The following is a 15,827-nucleotide window of genomic DNA, read 5'->3' on the forward strand; positions in this document are numbered from 1 at the left end:
CCGATAATGCGCTAGCTCTGGTGGGAGGCTAGTTCTGGGGTGTGTGCACTGCGGTGGGCTAGTGTGTTGGGCCACCAGATGAGTCTCCGGTGGTGGTGAAGATGGCGGGGATGAGGAGGGTGCGGACGAGGAAGGTGTCGAGGAGGACGCCGAGGGAGACGATAATGCCGCACTGTGCCATGGCGATGAGGGGGAGGACGCCGAGGACGACGAAGGCTGCGGCGAGGGTGGCGCCGATGGTGATCCAGGCTGCGATGACGCGTTTATCCATACCTTTACGGTACGGGGTGGGGAGGAAAGTGACAGCCTATTTAGCGACAGGCTGTCTCTTTTTCTCTCTTGGCTGACGTGGAGTAGGAGAAAAGGGCATGCGGATGGCGGAGCACCCCGCCTCCACCGGGAGGAGGCCGTGTGGGGAGGAGGCGGGGCGGCCGCTACATGTTAGTCGTTCGCAAGAACCACAACGACGTCCTCGGAGTGCTTGTTGAGCCACTCGGGACGGACGGCAGTGGTGAACTTAAGCTGTTTGGCGATACTTTCCGCGGCGGCCTTCGACTGCGGGTTGTCTTTGTAGAAGACGGTGGAGGCGCTGAGGGATCCGCAGGCGCCTTGCGGGCAGTTGGCGGCGGCGGTCTGGTTGGCCCAGCCGGCATCGCGGAGTTCATCGCTGGTGCGGCCAGCATAACCTTCGCGGGTAGTGTTGTTGAGGACGATGACGCGCACGGCAGCCTTGTCGACCTTCACCGGCTCATCCTTCTTCTGTTGTTCCTTGGAGGCAGCTTCGTTCTGGGAGACGGAGGAGCTGGAGGTGGTGGGATTGGTGCGGACATGTACCTGGTGGCGACCATTGTCGACCAGCATGAAGATGCCGACGATGGCGCAGACCAGTGCGGCGGCAATCAGTACCATGGCGAGTGCCCGGTACGGGAAGCCGGCGGAGTCGCGCTCAATGTTGTCTTGGGTGCTCTTGTTCATATCAGCCACGCTGCTAGTTTAGCGGTTATTAGGGGAGGCCGTACGCTGACGGCGCGTTTCGATCTCAAAATTAGTGCGGATACCGGCGGTTACACCCTTTTTCCGCGCTGGTGACGGGCCCTTGAGCGGGAGTCTGCCACTCGCTGGAGCCGTCGGACCAAAGCCGGATCCTCTGCCATCGCGTCGGGTTTGTCGAGCAGAGTGTTGAGCTTTTGGTAGTAGCGGGTGGCGTTCATGTCGAACTGCACCCGGATAGCGTCTTCCTTGCTGGCTGCGTAGCGCCACCATTGGCGTTCAAAGGCCAGCAGCGCGCGCTCGTCGTCCGTCAACACCCTGGTCTACTCCTGGGGGGTGAGGGTGTTGGCGATGATGTCCTTCACCGACTGGGTGTCGTTGGGGACGTCCACCACATGGCGGGGGAGGTCTTCGATGCCCTGGAAACGTTCCGGGGTGTCGGGGAGACGGCCGGTAGCTTCCTTGATGGTGTCGGCAAACTTCACCGGAAGGGCGGTTTCCAAGCAGATGATAGGGGTGGTGACGGTACCGTCGGCGGTGAGCTCCCGGGCAACCTTGACACCGTCTGCGGTGTGCGGGTCGACCATGATGCCACTGTTTTCCCAGGAGGTGCGGATGGTGGCAAGACGGTCCTGGTGGGTGGAGCGGCCGGAGAGGAATCCGTACTCGCTTTCGACGGTGGCGAAGGCAGGGTCGGCGGAGAGGTCGAAGTAGCCTTCCACTGTCAGCTGGTTGCCGAAGAGGTCGTCGATGCGTGCGGCGTCGCGCCCCAACAGGTCGGCGATGAAGCGCTCAAAGTTGGAGGCCTTGGAGATATCCATGGAGGGGCTGGAGGTAGCCAGCGTCTGCTCGGCGGAGCGCACCCGGTAGACACCGGTGGTGAAGAACTCGTTGAGCACGTCGTTTTCGTTGGTGACGACGATGAGGCGGTCGATGGGCACACCCATAGTGCGGGCGACGTGCCCGGCGCAGACGTCGCCGAAGTTGCCGGTGGGCACGGCGAAGCTGACGGCGGTGGTGTTCCGCTGGGAGGGGTCGACCTGTTCGGTGAGGCGGATCCAGCAGCAGATGTAGTAGACGATCTGTGCCATGAGACGCGCCCAGTTGATGGAGTTAACGGCGCCGATGCTCCAAGTGCGCTTGAACTGGAGGTCCCGACTGACGTCTTTGACGATGTCCTGGCAGTCGTCAAAGACACCGTCTACTGCCATGTTGACGACATTGGGGTCCGCAATGGAGAACATTTGGGCCTGTTGGAAGGCGGTCATGCGGCCCCGCGGGGTGAGCATGAAGACGCTGATACCGTCGCGGCGGCGCATGGCGTATTCGGCGGAGGAGCCGGTGTCACCAGAGGTGGCGCCGAGGATATTAAGGACTTGGTTGCGGCGTTTCAGTTCGTACTCGAAGAGTTCACCGAGCAGCTGCATGGCCATGTCTTTGAAGGCGGCGGTGGGGCCGTAGGAGAGGCCGCCGATGTAGATGTCGTCTTCCAGGTGCTTGACGGTGACGATGTCGTCTTCGGAGAACTTGGGAGTGCAGTAGGCGCGGGCGCAGATGTCCTTGAGGTCCTCGGCGGGGATATCGTCGATGAAGAGGGTGAGAACGTCGGCGGCAAGGGCTGCGTAGCCCCGCTCGTTGAGGAGGTTCCGCCAGCGATCGAGGTCGGCAGCACCGATGGTGGGGTACTGCTCCGGCAGGTAGAGACCGCCGTCGGGGGCGAGGCCTTCCAGCAGGATGTCGCAGAAGCTGGTGGTGGTCTGGTCGTGGTCGCGAGTAGATAGATAGCGCACGTGTCTATTCTAACTGAGCTTTGCGCAGGTCACGAACAGCGGGTTAAGAACACGCAGGGTACCCTCACCAGCGGGTAAGCTGAAGGCATGACCGTACGCCCTATTGTCATTGCCGGTGACCCCGTCCTGCACCATCCCACTGAGGTAGTTGACCTCAGTGGTGGGGTGACGAAAGCGCTGCAGACGCTCATTAAGGACATGTATGACACGCTCGCTGCGAGTGGCGGAGTGGGGTTGTCTGCCAACCAGATTGGGGTGGGTAAACGGATTTTTGTGATCGACTGCCCGGATACGGATCTCCCGTTGGGCGAGGAGATGACGCCCGACATGATTCGGGAGCGGGCGGGCCGCCCGGGTTGGAGCAAAAATGGTATGAACCGGATCGCCTGCGTTATTAATCCTGTTCTTACGGTGGATAATCCGCCCAATGGGGAGCCGGTCCTGTTGCGGGAGGGGGAAGGGTGCTTGTCTGTTCCCGGTGCCCATTTCGCGTTGGACCGCTACGACTGGGCGCAGGTGACGGGTACCGATGCGCACGGGAAGCCCATCATGTTGTCGGGCTACGGTTTCTTTGCGAAGTGCCTACAGCACGAGGTGGGGCACCTGGATGGGCATCTTTATACGGAGTTTGTGCCAGTGTTTGCCCGCCCGAAGGTGAAGCGCCTGTTTAAGAACCGGAAGTGGGATCAGCCGGGGCGGTCGTGGATGCCGGGGGTGGACCCGGATCCCTTCTCCTAGGCCACCCTGTTTTCGGGTCACACTATCAGAGTTTCCCCGTCTGATGCAGTCGTCTCGGCACGTTATGCGCACCCTCGCGGCAGGTAATGAGCACTGACTCCGTCGCCCCGTCTCCGCTGTGGGGACGGGGCGGTAAACTGCAACCATGCGTTTGGCTACCTGGAATGTGAACTCTATCCGCGCACGCGTCGACCGTGTGACCGACTGGCTTCTGGCCAATGACGTGGATGCCCTCTGTATCCAGGAGACCAAGTGTAAGGATGAACAGTTCCCCTTCGAGCGTTTCGAGGAGATGGGCTACGAGGTGGCCCACGTGGGCTACAACCAGTGGAACGGCGTCGCCATTGTGTCCCGGATCGGGATCGAGGACGTTGAAGAGCATTTCCCTGGCCAACCCGGTTTCGCAAAGGACCCGGAGGCGGAACAAGTGATGGAAGCGCGGGCAGTGTCGGCCGTGGTGGGCGCACTGGAACCCAGTGGACCCACCACCCTATGGAGCCTTTACATCCCCAATGGTCGTGAGCTCACTGACCGCCACTACACCTACAAGTTGGAGTGGCTGCGCAAGCTGCGGGATGCGGCGGCCGGGTGGCTGGCGGAGGATCCGGAGGTGCAGATGATGCTGGCAGGCGACTGGAATGTGGCCCCGCTGGATACGGACGTGTGGGACCCCGAGTTTTTTGTGGGGAAGACGCATCTTTCCGCACCGGAGCGGGAGGCGTTCGCGGCGCTGGGTGAGACGGGCTTCCGAGAAATTACCCGGGAGTTTCTTCCCGAGCCGCATACCTACACCTATTGGGATTACACGCGGCTGAGCTTCCCTAAGGACTACGGTATGCGCATCGACTTTGCCTACCTGAGCCCGGCTCTGGCGGATCGGGTGACGGGGGTGTCCATTGACCGTGAGGAGCGGAAGGGCCAAGGGGCCAGTGATCATGTTCCGGTGCTTCTTGAGGTGACCGACTAGGTTCCTGCCGTCAACCTTCCCAGCTGGCGTCCAGGCTTCTTTGACGCTGCTCTAAAATTGCCACCTAGCTGCGAAGATGAACTTTTCGCTAAGTGGTGTTTACACCTTTAAATTTCTCTCTCAGCGACCTACCATGAAGGTATGACACGCCTCACTGCCCTATCGGTCGCTTTGACCTCTACTCTCCTTACCTCGGTTGCCGTAGTGCCTGTTGTCGCACATGCGGCAGAACACCCGCACTGCAATACCTACACCACTGGCCAGGAGGCTGGTGTCACGTGCACCAATCCCACTGACAAGACCTACACGGGCAAGCTTGTGGTGCAGTGTGCCAGCCTGGACAATCCAGAGCGCGTGAAGTTCCTCAGCCGTGACGTCACCATCCCGCCGTCGCAGGACAATGTACTGTCCTCGGTGAGCTGCCCCACTGGTACGGAGCCCCTTCCACCTCTCTTTACCGGCCCAAACACCAAATAGCATCTATTGTGTTGGCACGTTGTGGTTCTGCCACAACGGATATGGGATCCCCAAGGAACTTTTGGTCGCTTGTCAGACTTCTGTGGAATCCCCCGCTAAACTTGGTATTTAACCGGACAAAAAAGGGTAGGAATGGAAAATCGCGAACTTCGAGACTACATCGACCGCCTCCGCGCCGAGGGATACACCGTTCGTGACGACCACGGTGAAGACCCCGACCTTATCGACATCAACGGAAAGGCCGTCGATACCTGGCGGGAAAACTATCCCTACCACCACCGTATGCACCGCAACAGCTACGAGGTGGAGAAGTACCTGCTGCAGATTGAGCTGCTGAAATTCCAGAACTGGTCAGTGGACAACAAACTGCGCCACCTCATCATCTTCGAGGGTCGCGATGCTGCCGGTAAGGGCGGTACCATCAAGCGCTTCAACGAATACATCAACGTCCGGCACGCCCGTGTGGTGGCACTCTCCAAGCCCACCGAACGAGAAAAGAATCAGTGGTACTTCCAGCGCTACAGTGAACACTTGCCCTCTGCCGGCGAGATCGTCATGTTCGACCGCTCCTGGTACAACCGCGCCAATGTGGAGCGGGTGATGGGTTTCTGCACACAAGACGAGTACGAACTCTTCATGCACCAGGCCCCCAAGTTCGAGAAGATGCTCATCGAGGACGGCATCTCCCTTACCAAGTTCTGGTTCTCGGTAAGCCAGCAGGAGCAGCGCACCCGCTTCGCTATCCGCCAACTGGACCCGGTACGCCGTTGGAAACTCTCCCCTATGGATCTAGAGTCCCTGGATAAATGGGAGAAGTACACGGACGCCAAAGAAGAGATGTTCCGCCGTACCGACAGCAACTGGGCCCCCTGGACCGTCATCAAGTCCAACGACAAGAAGCGCGCCCGCATCAACGCCCTGCGCTACTTCCTCAACAAGTTCGACTATGAGGACAAGGACACCCAGGTGGTGTTCAACCCCGATTCCAAAGTGGTGCAGCGCGGCAGGGACACTCTGCCAGAGAACCAGCGTGGTAAGAAAGCCCAAAAGCTCGCCCACCTGGAGTGAGACCGTCTGTCTCCGCTCACCCGACACGTACCTAGCAGTCTGCCCGGTATAGCCACCGCTCATGGAGAACTACCGGGTGATGGTTTGTTGTGACTGGATGAGAGATACCGCGACCAGATGAAAACCACCGTGCTCCGATCAGGGAAGGCAGTAACCCGATGAGGGGTGGCGAAGGGACACGGGACGCTCCCGTCTCCCCACCTCCTAGTAGCTGCGCAAGGTGGAGACGGTGCTCACCAGCGGCATTGCCACACCGTCTACCGGGGAGTTGATGACCTCCATCTGGTTGCTCGTCACCCGTAGATAGATTTCGTGGACACGCTCACCTGCCATGTAGGTCTTGATAAAGGCAGCCAGTGCCGGGTCGCTCTTGGCCGTGGCCCACAGATTTTGTGGAATCGCGAAGGCCGCCACGTAATTACGCTTCACCGTGGCAACCAAGCCGGCCGGGCGGGGGCCGAACTCGCCCTCGAACGGCTGCATACGCATGGTCAGCGGGGTACCCAGGCGCCCATCCACACTGTGCAGTAGCACTTTATAGGCCTTGCCCTTGATGGTAAGGCGTACCGGGCGGGTCACCGAGGCGTAGGCGAACTCATGAACGTCCAACTGCACACCTGGCACTAGGGTGCCACGGAAGTTGTAGGGGGACGGGGCGCGCAGAGTGTCACGGGAGCGATCCTGTGCCGGATTCTGCAGCACCTTGCCCTTGAGCGGCTGGCTGGTGGGGGTAAAGGCCCACTTCTTGCCGTCCACCATCTTGTGCCAGAATCCGGTCACGCCGCCCTTGATGCCTTCCACGCGCAGCTCACGGTTCTGGGAGCCGGGGGCGGTGGAGTGGATGGAGATGCGGTCGGTGATGGTGCCGGGAATCTTCGGCTGGTGCTGCCAGTCCTGCGGGGGCAGCTTAATGGCAGCGGTGCGGGGGTCGAGGCGGTGCTGTAGCGCATCCTTGGCCACCGGCCGGTTGTCCTCATGCCAGGTGTAGCGGAATTGGGCCGGGTCGGAGCCGTTGATGTCGAAGTCCGACTGGCGCACGTACATGTCGCCGTACTTGTTGGTGATGAAGACGACTGAGCCGGAAGCGGACATGGTGTGCACGAGGAACCGCGAGTTCAGCGGGGTGCCGACCTCGTAAGAGTAGTCGGTGGCCAGCCACGGGTCCATCGAGTAGATGCGGCTGCCATCCTGGGAGAGGGCGATCACCTGGGTGCACTTGGCCAGGGAAATGGGCTGCTGCTTACCGGAAGGGTCCTGGTAGGTCTTATCAGTGTGGTTACCGATGAGACTGAAGGACCACTTGCCGTTGTCGATGTTGGGGGATTGCTCGCCCTTGCCGAACCACACCGGGCCACCCCAGGCACGGATCCAGCCCCACTTGGAGGGAGAGGAGAGCAGCTGGCTTATGGTGTAGATCCAGCCGCCGCGGTCGAGGGCTACCATGGCGCCTTCGTTAATGGAGATGCCCACAATCTTGCCGCGCAGGCAGCTGGGGGTGGGCATTTCTCGCCAGGGTTTAGCGCCACCGCGGAAGCGGACGAAGATAGTACCATCACGCAGCGCGACCTCGATGCGCTGGTTGAAACCTTGGGTATTGTCGCGCAGGTCCACCCTGGTGGGGAGATTTTTCCCCCGGGCGAGGGGAAGCATGTCGTAACCATCTGTGCCGTAGTCTGGGGCACGTAGGCCCAACGGATATTGGCCGTAGCCCTTGACTGGATCACCAATGAAGGGTACGCACTCGGCAGGGGTGGAGGTGCGGTCAATCTGCGGCTGAGGGGTATCGGGGGCAGCCTGGGCGACACCTGCTCCAGTAAAGAAGAGGGCGGCGGAGACAAGTACTGCGGATGCTGTAGACGGCATGGTACGTGGGCAGCGGTGCATGGTGGTGCTCCTTAGGAGAGGGGAGACGGAACTGTGTGTGTTCCGCAGTGCCTTCAGCATAGAAAAATAGTTTTACACTTAACACAAAAGTGGAAACCTGTGGAAACAAGGCAATTAACCCACACCCATCACCAACAGCAGAAACACCAAAACGCTTGCCAACAGGGTGCAAAAAAATCTCTATCCGCTACGCTCAAGGATGCAACAACAAAATTGCGGGTGCTCCACCGACCCTGGGGCTGAGAATGCATAGGCGTGTGCATGACCGCCATGACCTGATCGGATAATGCCGAAGAGGGAGTAATAATGAACAATTCTGCCCGTAGCTCCATTTCTACGATCACCACGGGACCCATCTACCGCAGCGAGAAGCACTACCTCGACGTGCCCTACGACGCAGCGGAATCCGCCCCCGGAGCAACCCTCCTTGCAGGCTCACCCACCACCTGCACTCTCCGCGTCCCCGTCCGCCGCATCAACCTCACCAACGGTGAGCATTGCGACGTCTACGACACCTCCGGTATCTACACGGAAACCCAGTACGCCCCCACAGAAGATGGCAGCTACCCCTTCCAGCCGGACCTCGAAGCCGGCCTAGAACGCCTCCACGAAAGCTGGCCCCAGTTCGCCGCCGTCCCTGCCGACCCCACCAGCGACACCCCCGAGGGGCAGAAACTAGTGCGCACCCAACTGGCGTGGGCACGCAATGGCATCATCACCCCACAGATGGCGTTCATCGCCGCCCGCGAAAACATGCCAGCCGAACTAGTGCGGGAAGAAGTCGCCGCCGGACGCGCCGTCATTTGTTGCAACCATAACCACCCGGAGGCGGAACCGTGCATCATCGGCAAACGCTTCGCTACCAAGATCAACTCCAATATTGGCAATAGCGCCGTCACCTCCTCCATTGCAGAAGAAGTGGAGAAGATGGTGTGGGCCACCCGCTGGGGAGCCGACACCATCATGGACCTGTCCACAGGCAAGGACATCCACGAAACCCGCGAGTGGATCCTCCGTAACTGCCCCACCCCGCTGGGTACCGTCCCCATGTACCAGGCGTTGGAAAAGGTGAAGGGCGACCCCACCAAACTCACCTGGGAGATCTACAAGGACACTGTCATTGAGCAGTGTGAGCAGGGCGTAGACTACATGACCATCCACGCCGGCGTGCTGCTTCAGTATGTGCCGCTCACCGCCAACCGCGTGACCGGTATTGTGTCCCGCGGCGGTTCCATTATGGCCGCCTGGTGCCTGGCCTACCATAAGCAGTCCTTCCTGTACGAGAACTTCGCCGAACTGTGCGACATCCTGGCCAGCTACGATGTGACCTTCTCACTGGGTGACGGCCTGCGCCCTGGCTCCATCGCCGACGCCAATGACAAGGCACAGCTCGCCGAGCTACACACCCTGGGTGAGCTGACGAAGATCGCCTGGGAGCACGGTGCCCAGGTGATGATCGAAGGCCCCGGACACGTACCAATGCACAAGATCGTGGAAAACGTCACCCTGGAAGAGGACTGGTGCCACGAGGCCCCCTTCTACACACTGGGGCCGTTGGCCACCGACATTGCCCCCGCCTACGACCACATCACCTCGGCTATTGGCGCGGCGATTATCGCCCAGGCCGGTACCGCTATGCTCTGCTACGTCACCCCCAAGGAGCATCTGGGCCTACCCAACCGGGACGACGTGAAGGTGGGGTGCGTAACATACAAGATTGCTGCCCATGCCGCCGACTTAGCAAAGGGGCTGCCGAATGCGCAAGCTCGTGACGATGCGATGTCCAGGGCCCGCTTCGAGTTCCGTTGGCGCGACCAGTTCGCGCTGGCGTTGGACCCGGATACCGCACAGGACTACCACGACGAGACACTGCCAGCCGAGCCCGCCAAGCACGCCCATTTCTGCTCCATGTGTGGCCCGAAGTTCTGCTCGATGCGCATTTCAAAGGATGTGCAGGACTACGCCCGCGAGCACGGACTGGACAGCGAGGAAGCTATCGCGGCCGGTATGGCGGAGAAAGCTGCCCAATTTGAGGCCGTAGGCGGCGAAGTCTACGTGCCTGTCGAGGAGTTGCAGGCGACCAACACCCTGTAGAACAGGCCCTCAAGAAAGGGCCCTCCAACAGAGAAGGTCTCCGCAACACTAATTGGAGATAACGAAGCCGGGACAGTACGAGACTGTCCCGGCTTTGTTCTATAGTTTCACGCTACTGCGCGACACTCACATAAGCGCAGTGTACGAGCCAACATTCCCGAGGAGTAAGCCGCTGATTCAGCGTTGCTCAGCGTTGCTCAGTCTTCCTCAGTGGCAGCGAGTTACAGCTCGTGGGCACCCTTATTGGGATCACGGGGTTCCACAGCGTCGCTGGGCGGCATTGCCTCTAGCGGCAACTCTGCTCCACCAGCTTGGGGCGGAACTGTCGAGCCGGTACTAGCCCGGTTAGCCATAGGAACCTGCTGTAGTCGGGATACCGGAGCAGCTGGAGTGCCAGGGACAGCCGGAGCAACAGCGGTAGTCGGGGCCACAGGAGCGGACGGTAGCGTAGACCCCGCAGCCGGGGCATCTGCAGTCGTATTGACCGCAACCGGCTTCGGAGCACTCTTGAACGTTCGCAGTGCCGGATCGGCCACGAAGAGCCCGATGAGGAAAAGCAGCGCCGCAATGCCGAAGAAGTAGGCACCGGCTCCGTACTGGTTCCACTTAAAGGTAAATACTGGCGTGGTCGCAGAGCCGTTAATGAAATAGTAGATGTTCTGGAACGGCAGGAACGAACCAAAGTTCACCTTGGCGGAGAACACCAGAAGTATGGTTTCAATAGCCGTCATCCACACCACTAGCAGTGCAATGGCACCAGCAGTATTGCGGATGATCATGCCGATTCCCATCGACAAAAGCGCCACCAAGAAGAATGCTACCGGGATACGCCAGTAGTAGTTGGCCCAGGTAGAGGAGAAGATCTCCACGTCACCGACATTGATCGTGACAAGCTTCGCTGCCAGACCGGCAAGGAAGGTGGTGACAAGACCCACCAGCGCCATGTAGAGGCCACCCACCACCAGCTTTGCCAGGAAAACAAGGGGGCGGCGCGGGGTTCCACGGAACGTGGATTCAATGGTGAGGGTACTGTACTCGGTGGTCACCATGGTGACAGAGAAGATGAGCACCACGAGAAAACCGATACCCGTCACACCCATGAGGAGTTCTTCCGGCTGATAAGCGAAGGAAACGACGACGCCTGGTCCGTGCAGCAGGCTGCGGTAGAGCCAGGCGACAAACGCGGAGCTAGCGATACCGAAAACGCCAATAATGATGGTGGAGACAAGGGCAGACCGGACGGACCACATCTTGATCCACTCGGCGCGCATAGCGTGATAGAACGTCTTCATACTACTTAGCCTCCTTTCCGCTAGAAGCTGGCACAACCGGGGCGGTACCAGACATGCTGCCACTGCGATACTGCTCCCACTCCTGCGTCATCTGCAGGTAGACGTCTTCAACAGTGGCACCTACCGTCACTAGCTCGTAGAGCGGAATGTTGTTCTCCGCAGCCAGGTCAGCAACAGCGGAGGTGCTCTCCACATCCACCAGGACGGCTGCCCCCAGCGACGGGTCGATGCTGAGGTCGGTGGGGTCGATGGCGGCGGACAAGCCAGCCTCGGTGAGCACCTGCACCAGCTGCGGGGCGAACTTGGTGCGGGCCCGGACCTGGGTGGGAGCCTGCTTGGCAAACTCCGTCACGGTGGTGTCAGCGAGGAGCCTGCCCTGGCCGAGGACAACCAGGCGGTCAGCGGTCAGGGATATCTCAGAGAGCAGGTGAGAGGAGACGAGAATGGCACGCCCCTCCGCGGCAAGGCTCTTGGCGAAGTGGCGGAACCAGGCGATACCTTCGGGATCCAGGCCGTTGATGGGTTCATCGAAGAGCAGGCAGCTGGGGTTTCCGAGCATAGCTTCAGCCATGCCAAGGCGCTGGCGCATACCCATGGAGTAGGAGCGGGTGGGGTTGTTCGCGGCCTCCGTAAGACCCACCAGGTCAAGGCATTCGTCGACGCGTTCCCTGGAGATGCCGTTGGAGGCGGCCATGTAGCGCAAGTGGTTACGTCCGGAGCGCTTGGGGTGCATACAGCGGGTGTCCAGCAGGGCACCGACTGTACACAGTGGGTTGGTGAGCGAACGGTAGGACACGCCGCCAATGAGTGCAGTACCGGTGTCAGGGGTTTCCAAGCCGACAATCATGCGCATGGTGGTGGACTTGCCTGCGCCGTTCGGACCAAGGAAGCCAGTGATGTGTCCTGGTTCGACGGTGAAGGTGAGGTCGTCTACAGCGGTCTTCTTCCCAAACCGCTTAGTGAGCCCTGAAATCTCAATCATGAGAACCAGCATTCACCAGAAACCTGGAGGCTTCCTGTGAACACACTGCTGTGTGGTTAAAACTTTGCGGCTAGTCGTCCTCGTCGGAAAGGTCGAAGTGGCCGGCCGGGGAGGACGCCTTACCCCAGAACCGCTTCGACATACGGCCGGCTCGGTAGGCAGCGCGACCCGCCGCTACCGCATGGCGCATTGCCCGCGCCATCATCACCGGCTCTGTCGCCCGGGTAATAGCGGAGGCCATCAGAACGGCGTCACAGCCCATTTCCATAGCCAGGGCAGCATCCGAGGCGGTACCAATACCGGCATCGCACACCACCGGTACATTCGCCTGAGCAATAATCATCTCCAGGTTGTGCGGGTTGCGAATACCCAAGCCGGTACCAATGGGGGCGGCCAGCGGCATCACTGCCGAACAGCCCACCTCCTCCAGATAACGGGCAATGATCGGGTCGTCGGTGGTGTAGGGCAGCACCTTAAAACCGTCATCGATAAGTTGCTCGGCTGCGTCCAGTAGGGCAACAACATCGGGGAGCAAGGTGCGGTCGTCGGCAATTACTTCCAGCTTGATCCAGTTCGTGTCCAGTGCCTCCCGTGCCAGCTGGGCAGTCAGCACTGCCTCACGGGCAGTACGGCAGCCGGCCGTGTTGGGGAGCGGATCAATATTGAGATCCTGCAAGAGCTCCAGGGTGCTGGCGGCACCCGTACCATGGCCCAAGCGGGCATCCACCCGGCGGATGGAGACGGTGGTTAGCTCGGTGCCGGAGGCATCGAGTGCCTCCTTCAGCACCTGTTGGTTAGCCGCACCGCCGGTACCCATGATGAGACGCGAGCGGAAGGAACGGCCGGCAATAGTGAGCAGATCCTCACCAGCATCAGCATGGTCGCTGGCAGCGAGACGCTGGGTGAGCTCCTCTGCCTGGTTCTCATCACGCATTGGTTAGCCTCCCTGGACGGCGGTAAGAATGTCCACCTCAGCACCCTCCGCGAGGGTGCTGGTGGCCCACTGGGATGCGGGGACGACAGCGGCGTCAACTGCAACCGCGGTACCCGCACTGGTGAGCTGGCGCTCGGCCATAAGGTCGGCGACAGTGGCGTTGTCAGCGATGGTGGTCGTTTCACCATTCACGGTAATGATCATGGTTTCCTCCTGTTGTCGGAAAGGGCAACCGCCCTCTGCAGAGTGACGGGGGTAAAGAGGCACACTAAAGAATGAAGTTCGGGATGCGGTGCGGATCGCAAGACTTTGCCTCCGGCAATTCCTGGCCTACCAGAGCAGCTACCGCTGCCACTGCGGAGAGCGGCGTATGGAGAATACCGTTGCGGCCATGCCCGGTGGCCACCACCAGGCGACCATCCAAGGCCTCCTCGACCCGGCCCAGATAGGGCAGGTTGTCGATACTGCCCGGGCGGAGGCCGGCGATGCACTCGTAGAGTTCGTAGTCAGTGACGCCGGGGAAGAGAATCTCCGTGTCCTCCAGTAGCTGAAGGACACCGCCCACCGTCACCTGACGGTCCTCCCCATGCTCGTATTCGGTGGCACCGATGAGCAGACCCCACGGACGCGGCACCAAATAGATGGGGCGGCCATGCACACGGCCGCGGATTGTGCGCTTGGGCGGCTCTGGCACACCGGGGCGGAAGTGGAGGCGCAGCACCTCCCCCTTAATGGGGCGAATAGGTAGGTTAAGCCCCACGGTGGCCGCAAGGGCCTGGGAACCACTACCAGCTGCCAGTACCACCTGGTCGTAATTACCCACCTTGCCGTTCACCAGGTCGTTCAAGTCATCAATCTGGCGTTCACAGAGGGTGACGCCATAGGTTCCCTCGCACTGCTCACGCAGCGCCGCCAACAATTCGCGGTTATCGACAGAACGCTCCCCCTCGGTGAGGAGAGCCGCTCGAGCAGCCCGGCTCAGCGACGGCTCCAGCGCACGCAGCTCGCGGCGGGTGATCTTACGCATCCGCGCATCCACCGGATTATCCGAACCGGGGGCTAAGAAGGGCGCCACCCCGTCGATGGTGCCACCACGGGCCCACAGATCCTCCCGCTCAGTGACGTACTGGTAGATCTTCTCAAGATCCTCCACGTCACCCTCGTCCACACCCACGTTCAAGGTGCCGACCGTGGAGGTGAAAACGTTGGGGTGGTCGGCGTTCAGTTTTCCGCCGAAACCCGGCCAATGGCGCAGCGAGGCAGCCCCCAAGCGCAGCTGTTCATCCTCCCCCGGCCACGCTTCAGTGATGCCGCCGAGCATGCCGCCAGCACACCACCCAGCCGAGTTCCCCCAGGCGAGGGAAGGGTCATAGACAGTGACGGTGAAGCCTGCCGAGGCCGCTTTGAGTGCGGTAGCGAGGCCGATAACAGATCCACCGACCACGGCGATGTTTGTCCCTAACGCTTTACCACTGGAATCAGTCGCAGTAATACGTGAGCTGAGGTCAAACATAAAAGCGCGCTCCCTTCGCCGGAATTATCCGGAGCAGGTTCAACCGGTCGGACTCCACGAGTCCCTCTCAGCCTCTCCGCTCAGTGACGACATCACACCTCACCAGCGGAGGATCCGTCGGTAGTTGACAGCCTGCCACAGACCGGACAGACCCGGAGGCTCCCGGGAAATAAATCTCTTCTTTATCTACTTATCTACCCTACTCGTTGAAATGTGGCACGCTAGGAGATGTGAAACTTATGCCGTCCGAACCCACCTCCCGTTCCGCCGCAGCTCGCAGCCAGAGCACCGTCGCCCCCCGCGAACGACTCCAGGATGCCCACCTCTACCTGTGCGTAGACGCCCGGCGCCACCTAGACGGAGACCGCCCCCGCTTCACCGCCCTGCGGGAACTCGCCGAGCAGGTCTGTGAAGGCGGCTGTGACATCATCCAGTTACGCGACAAAAACTCCGTGGGGGAACACGAACTGGGAAAGATGACGATCCTCGAACAACTGGAGGCACTGCGGGTACTTGCTGAGGTGGTGCACGCACACGGGGCACTGCTGGCCGTCAACGACCGCATGGATGTGGCAGTCGCTGCCGGAGCCGACGTCGCTCACGTCGGACAAGACGACATTCCCACCGAGGTGGCCCGCCAGATTCTCGGTGACGACACGGTGCTGGGCCTCAGCTGCCACTCCCCCGCCGATGTGGACTCCGCTCTGGCCAACCCCTTCATCGACTACTTCTGCACTGGCCCTATCTGGGCCACCCCCACCAAGCCCGGCCGCCCCGGCGTCGGCCTGGAGTTGGTGGATTATGCCGCCCGCCAACAAGCCAAAGCCCGCCAGCAGGCGGTCAAACCTTGGTTCGCTATTGGAGGCGTCAACACCGACAACGCCCCCGAAGTGGTGGCAGCCGGGGCGAACCGGCTGGTGGTGGTGCGTGCCCTCACCGACGCCCCCGATCCCGTCGCCGCGGCCCGTGATCTTCGCGCCTGTGCCACTGGCGAATAGGCGAAGGCGTATCCACCTCACGAGCAACCAGACAAGTAACACAAAAACTGGCAGAATCGACACTATAGGTAGGACTAGCCGCTGCCCGCTGTGTTTTGCG

At 60.7% G+C, this 15,827-nt stretch carries 15 protein-coding genes and 1 pseudogene; 6 read left to right on the forward strand and 10 right to left on the reverse strand.

Translation table 11 applies throughout. The features are described 5' to 3' along the window. Positions 1 to 11 precede the first annotated feature (11 nt). The 4 genes and pseudogenes from IY73_RS03280 to thrC form a co-directional block, all read right to left on the reverse strand. Positions 12 to 235 (reverse strand): annotated as a pseudogene (locus IY73_RS03280) (MMPL family transporter); the annotation flags it as partial. A 206-nt stretch (positions 236 to 441) separates the two neighbouring features. Beyond that, complete coding sequence (locus tag IY73_RS03285) at positions 442 to 975, reverse strand: LytR C-terminal domain-containing protein (protein WP_053961820.1); 534 nt, start codon at positions 973 to 975, stop codon at positions 442 to 444. Positions 976 to 1,064: 89 nt separating this feature from the next. Next, positions 1,065 to 1,307 carry a DUF3263 domain-containing protein gene (locus tag IY73_RS03290; protein WP_053961821.1) on the reverse strand — a complete coding sequence of 81 codons (243 nt, stop codon included), beginning with the start codon at positions 1,305 to 1,307 and terminating at the stop codon, positions 1,065 to 1,067. A gap of 6 nt (positions 1,308 to 1,313) precedes the next feature. Continuing rightward, positions 1,314 to 2,780 (reverse strand): threonine synthase, encoded by a 1,467-nt coding sequence (thrC, locus tag IY73_RS03295; protein ID WP_053961822.1) that lies wholly within the window; start codon positions 2,778 to 2,780, stop codon positions 1,314 to 1,316. 87 nt (positions 2,781 to 2,867) lie between these two features. Between thrC and IY73_RS03300 the strand changes: the two genes are divergently transcribed. The 4 genes from IY73_RS03300 (at position 2,868) to ppk2 (ending at position 6,030) form a co-directional block, all read left to right on the forward strand. Beyond that, complete coding sequence (locus IY73_RS03300) at positions 2,868 to 3,518, forward strand: peptide deformylase (RefSeq protein WP_053961823.1); 651 nt, start codon at positions 2,868 to 2,870, stop codon at positions 3,516 to 3,518. 145 nt (positions 3,519 to 3,663) lie between these two features. Next, on the forward strand, positions 3,664 to 4,485 hold the full coding sequence (locus IY73_RS03305; protein WP_053961824.1) for an exodeoxyribonuclease III: 822 nt from the start codon (positions 3,664 to 3,666) through the stop codon (positions 4,483 to 4,485). A gap of 141 nt (positions 4,486 to 4,626) precedes the next feature. Continuing rightward, complete coding sequence (locus IY73_RS03310; protein WP_053961825.1) at positions 4,627 to 4,962, forward strand: hypothetical protein; 336 nt, start codon at positions 4,627 to 4,629, stop codon at positions 4,960 to 4,962. Between the two features lie 132 nt (positions 4,963 to 5,094). Then, complete coding sequence (gene ppk2, locus IY73_RS03315; protein WP_053961826.1) at positions 5,095 to 6,030, forward strand: polyphosphate kinase 2; 936 nt, start codon at positions 5,095 to 5,097, stop codon at positions 6,028 to 6,030. A 204-nt stretch (positions 6,031 to 6,234) separates the two neighbouring features. On the opposite strand, the gene IY73_RS03320 is transcribed toward ppk2, so the two are convergent. Continuing rightward, a complete protein-coding gene (locus IY73_RS03320) occupies positions 6,235 to 7,914 on the reverse strand; it encodes a hypothetical protein (RefSeq protein ID WP_096334763.1) in 1,680 nt (559 codons plus the stop codon). Between the two features lie 306 nt (positions 7,915 to 8,220). Between IY73_RS03320 and thiC the strand changes: the two genes are divergently transcribed. Then, positions 8,221 to 10,008, forward strand: coding sequence for a phosphomethylpyrimidine synthase ThiC (thiC, locus tag IY73_RS03325; RefSeq protein ID WP_053961828.1), 1,788 nt, complete (start codon positions 8,221 to 8,223; stop codon positions 10,006 to 10,008). Between the two features lie 221 nt (positions 10,009 to 10,229). On the opposite strand, the gene IY73_RS03330 is transcribed toward thiC, so the two are convergent. The 5 genes from IY73_RS03330 to IY73_RS03350 all read right to left on the reverse strand — a co-directional run bounded on the left by IY73_RS03330 (position 10,230) and on the right by IY73_RS03350 (position 14,729). Further along, positions 10,230 to 11,300: an ABC transporter permease gene (locus tag IY73_RS03330; RefSeq protein WP_053961829.1), complete on the reverse strand. Its 1,071-nt coding sequence runs from the start codon at positions 11,298 to 11,300 to the stop codon at positions 10,230 to 10,232. A 1-nt stretch (position 11,301) separates the two neighbouring features. Then, positions 11,302 to 12,282 carry an ATP-binding cassette domain-containing protein gene (locus IY73_RS03335; protein ID WP_053979191.1) on the reverse strand — a complete coding sequence of 327 codons (981 nt, stop codon included), beginning with the start codon at positions 12,280 to 12,282 and terminating at the stop codon, positions 11,302 to 11,304. Positions 12,283 to 12,352: 70 nt separating this feature from the next. Further along, complete coding sequence (thiG, locus tag IY73_RS03340; RefSeq protein WP_082345362.1) at positions 12,353 to 13,216, reverse strand: thiazole synthase; 864 nt, start codon at positions 13,214 to 13,216, stop codon at positions 12,353 to 12,355. Between the two features lie 3 nt (positions 13,217 to 13,219). Further along, complete coding sequence (thiS, locus tag IY73_RS03345) at positions 13,220 to 13,420, reverse strand: sulfur carrier protein ThiS (RefSeq protein WP_053961830.1); 201 nt, start codon at positions 13,418 to 13,420, stop codon at positions 13,220 to 13,222. Positions 13,421 to 13,484: 64 nt separating this feature from the next. Next, positions 13,485 to 14,729, reverse strand: coding sequence for an FAD-dependent oxidoreductase (locus tag IY73_RS03350; RefSeq protein ID WP_053978827.1), 1,245 nt, complete (start codon positions 14,727 to 14,729; stop codon positions 13,485 to 13,487). A 239-nt stretch (positions 14,730 to 14,968) separates the two neighbouring features. Between IY73_RS03350 and thiE the strand changes: the two genes are divergently transcribed. Then, complete coding sequence (gene thiE / locus IY73_RS03355; RefSeq protein WP_053961832.1) at positions 14,969 to 15,727, forward strand: thiamine phosphate synthase; 759 nt, start codon at positions 14,969 to 14,971, stop codon at positions 15,725 to 15,727. Positions 15,728 to 15,827 lie beyond the last annotated feature (100 nt).

Source organism: Lawsonella clevelandensis, assembly GCF_001293125.1.
Classification (GTDB): Bacteria; Actinomycetota; Actinomycetes; order Mycobacteriales; family Mycobacteriaceae; genus Lawsonella; species Lawsonella clevelandensis.

Excerpts from the sequence above, each read along its gene's own strand:
- IY73_RS03285 (WP_053961820.1), bottom strand. The coding sequence starts at position 975 with ATGAACAAGAGCACCCAAGACAACATTGAGCGCGACTCCGCCGGCTTC.
- IY73_RS03300 (WP_053961823.1), top strand. The coding sequence starts at position 2,868 with ATGACCGTACGCCCTATTGTCATTGCCGGTGACCCCGTCCTGCACCAT.
- IY73_RS03305 (WP_053961824.1), top strand. The coding sequence starts at position 3,664 with ATGCGTTTGGCTACCTGGAATGTGAACTCTATCCGCGCACGCGTCGAC.
- IY73_RS03310 (WP_053961825.1), top strand. The coding sequence starts at position 4,627 with ATGACACGCCTCACTGCCCTATCGGTCGCTTTGACCTCTACTCTCCTT.
- ppk2 (WP_053961826.1), top strand. The coding sequence starts at position 5,095 with ATGGAAAATCGCGAACTTCGAGACTACATCGACCGCCTCCGCGCCGAG.
- IY73_RS03320 (WP_096334763.1), bottom strand. The coding sequence starts at position 7,914 with ATGCACCGCTGCCCACGTACCATGCCGTCTACAGCATCCGCAGTACTT.
- thiC (WP_053961828.1), top strand. The coding sequence starts at position 8,221 with ATGAACAATTCTGCCCGTAGCTCCATTTCTACGATCACCACGGGACCC.
- IY73_RS03330 (WP_053961829.1), bottom strand. The coding sequence starts at position 11,300 with ATGAAGACGTTCTATCACGCTATGCGCGCCGAGTGGATCAAGATGTGG.
- IY73_RS03335 (WP_053979191.1), bottom strand. The coding sequence starts at position 12,282 with ATGATTGAGATTTCAGGGCTCACTAAGCGGTTTGGGAAGAAGACCGCT.
- thiG (WP_082345362.1), bottom strand. The coding sequence starts at position 13,216 with ATGCGTGATGAGAACCAGGCAGAGGAGCTCACCCAGCGTCTCGCTGCC.
- thiS (WP_053961830.1), bottom strand. The coding sequence starts at position 13,420 with ATGATCATTACCGTGAATGGTGAAACGACCACCATCGCTGACAACGCC.
- IY73_RS03350 (WP_053978827.1), bottom strand. The coding sequence starts at position 14,729 with ATGTTTGACCTCAGCTCACGTATTACTGCGACTGATTCCAGTGGTAAA.
- thiE (WP_053961832.1), top strand. The coding sequence starts at position 14,969 with ATGCCGTCCGAACCCACCTCCCGTTCCGCCGCAGCTCGCAGCCAGAGC.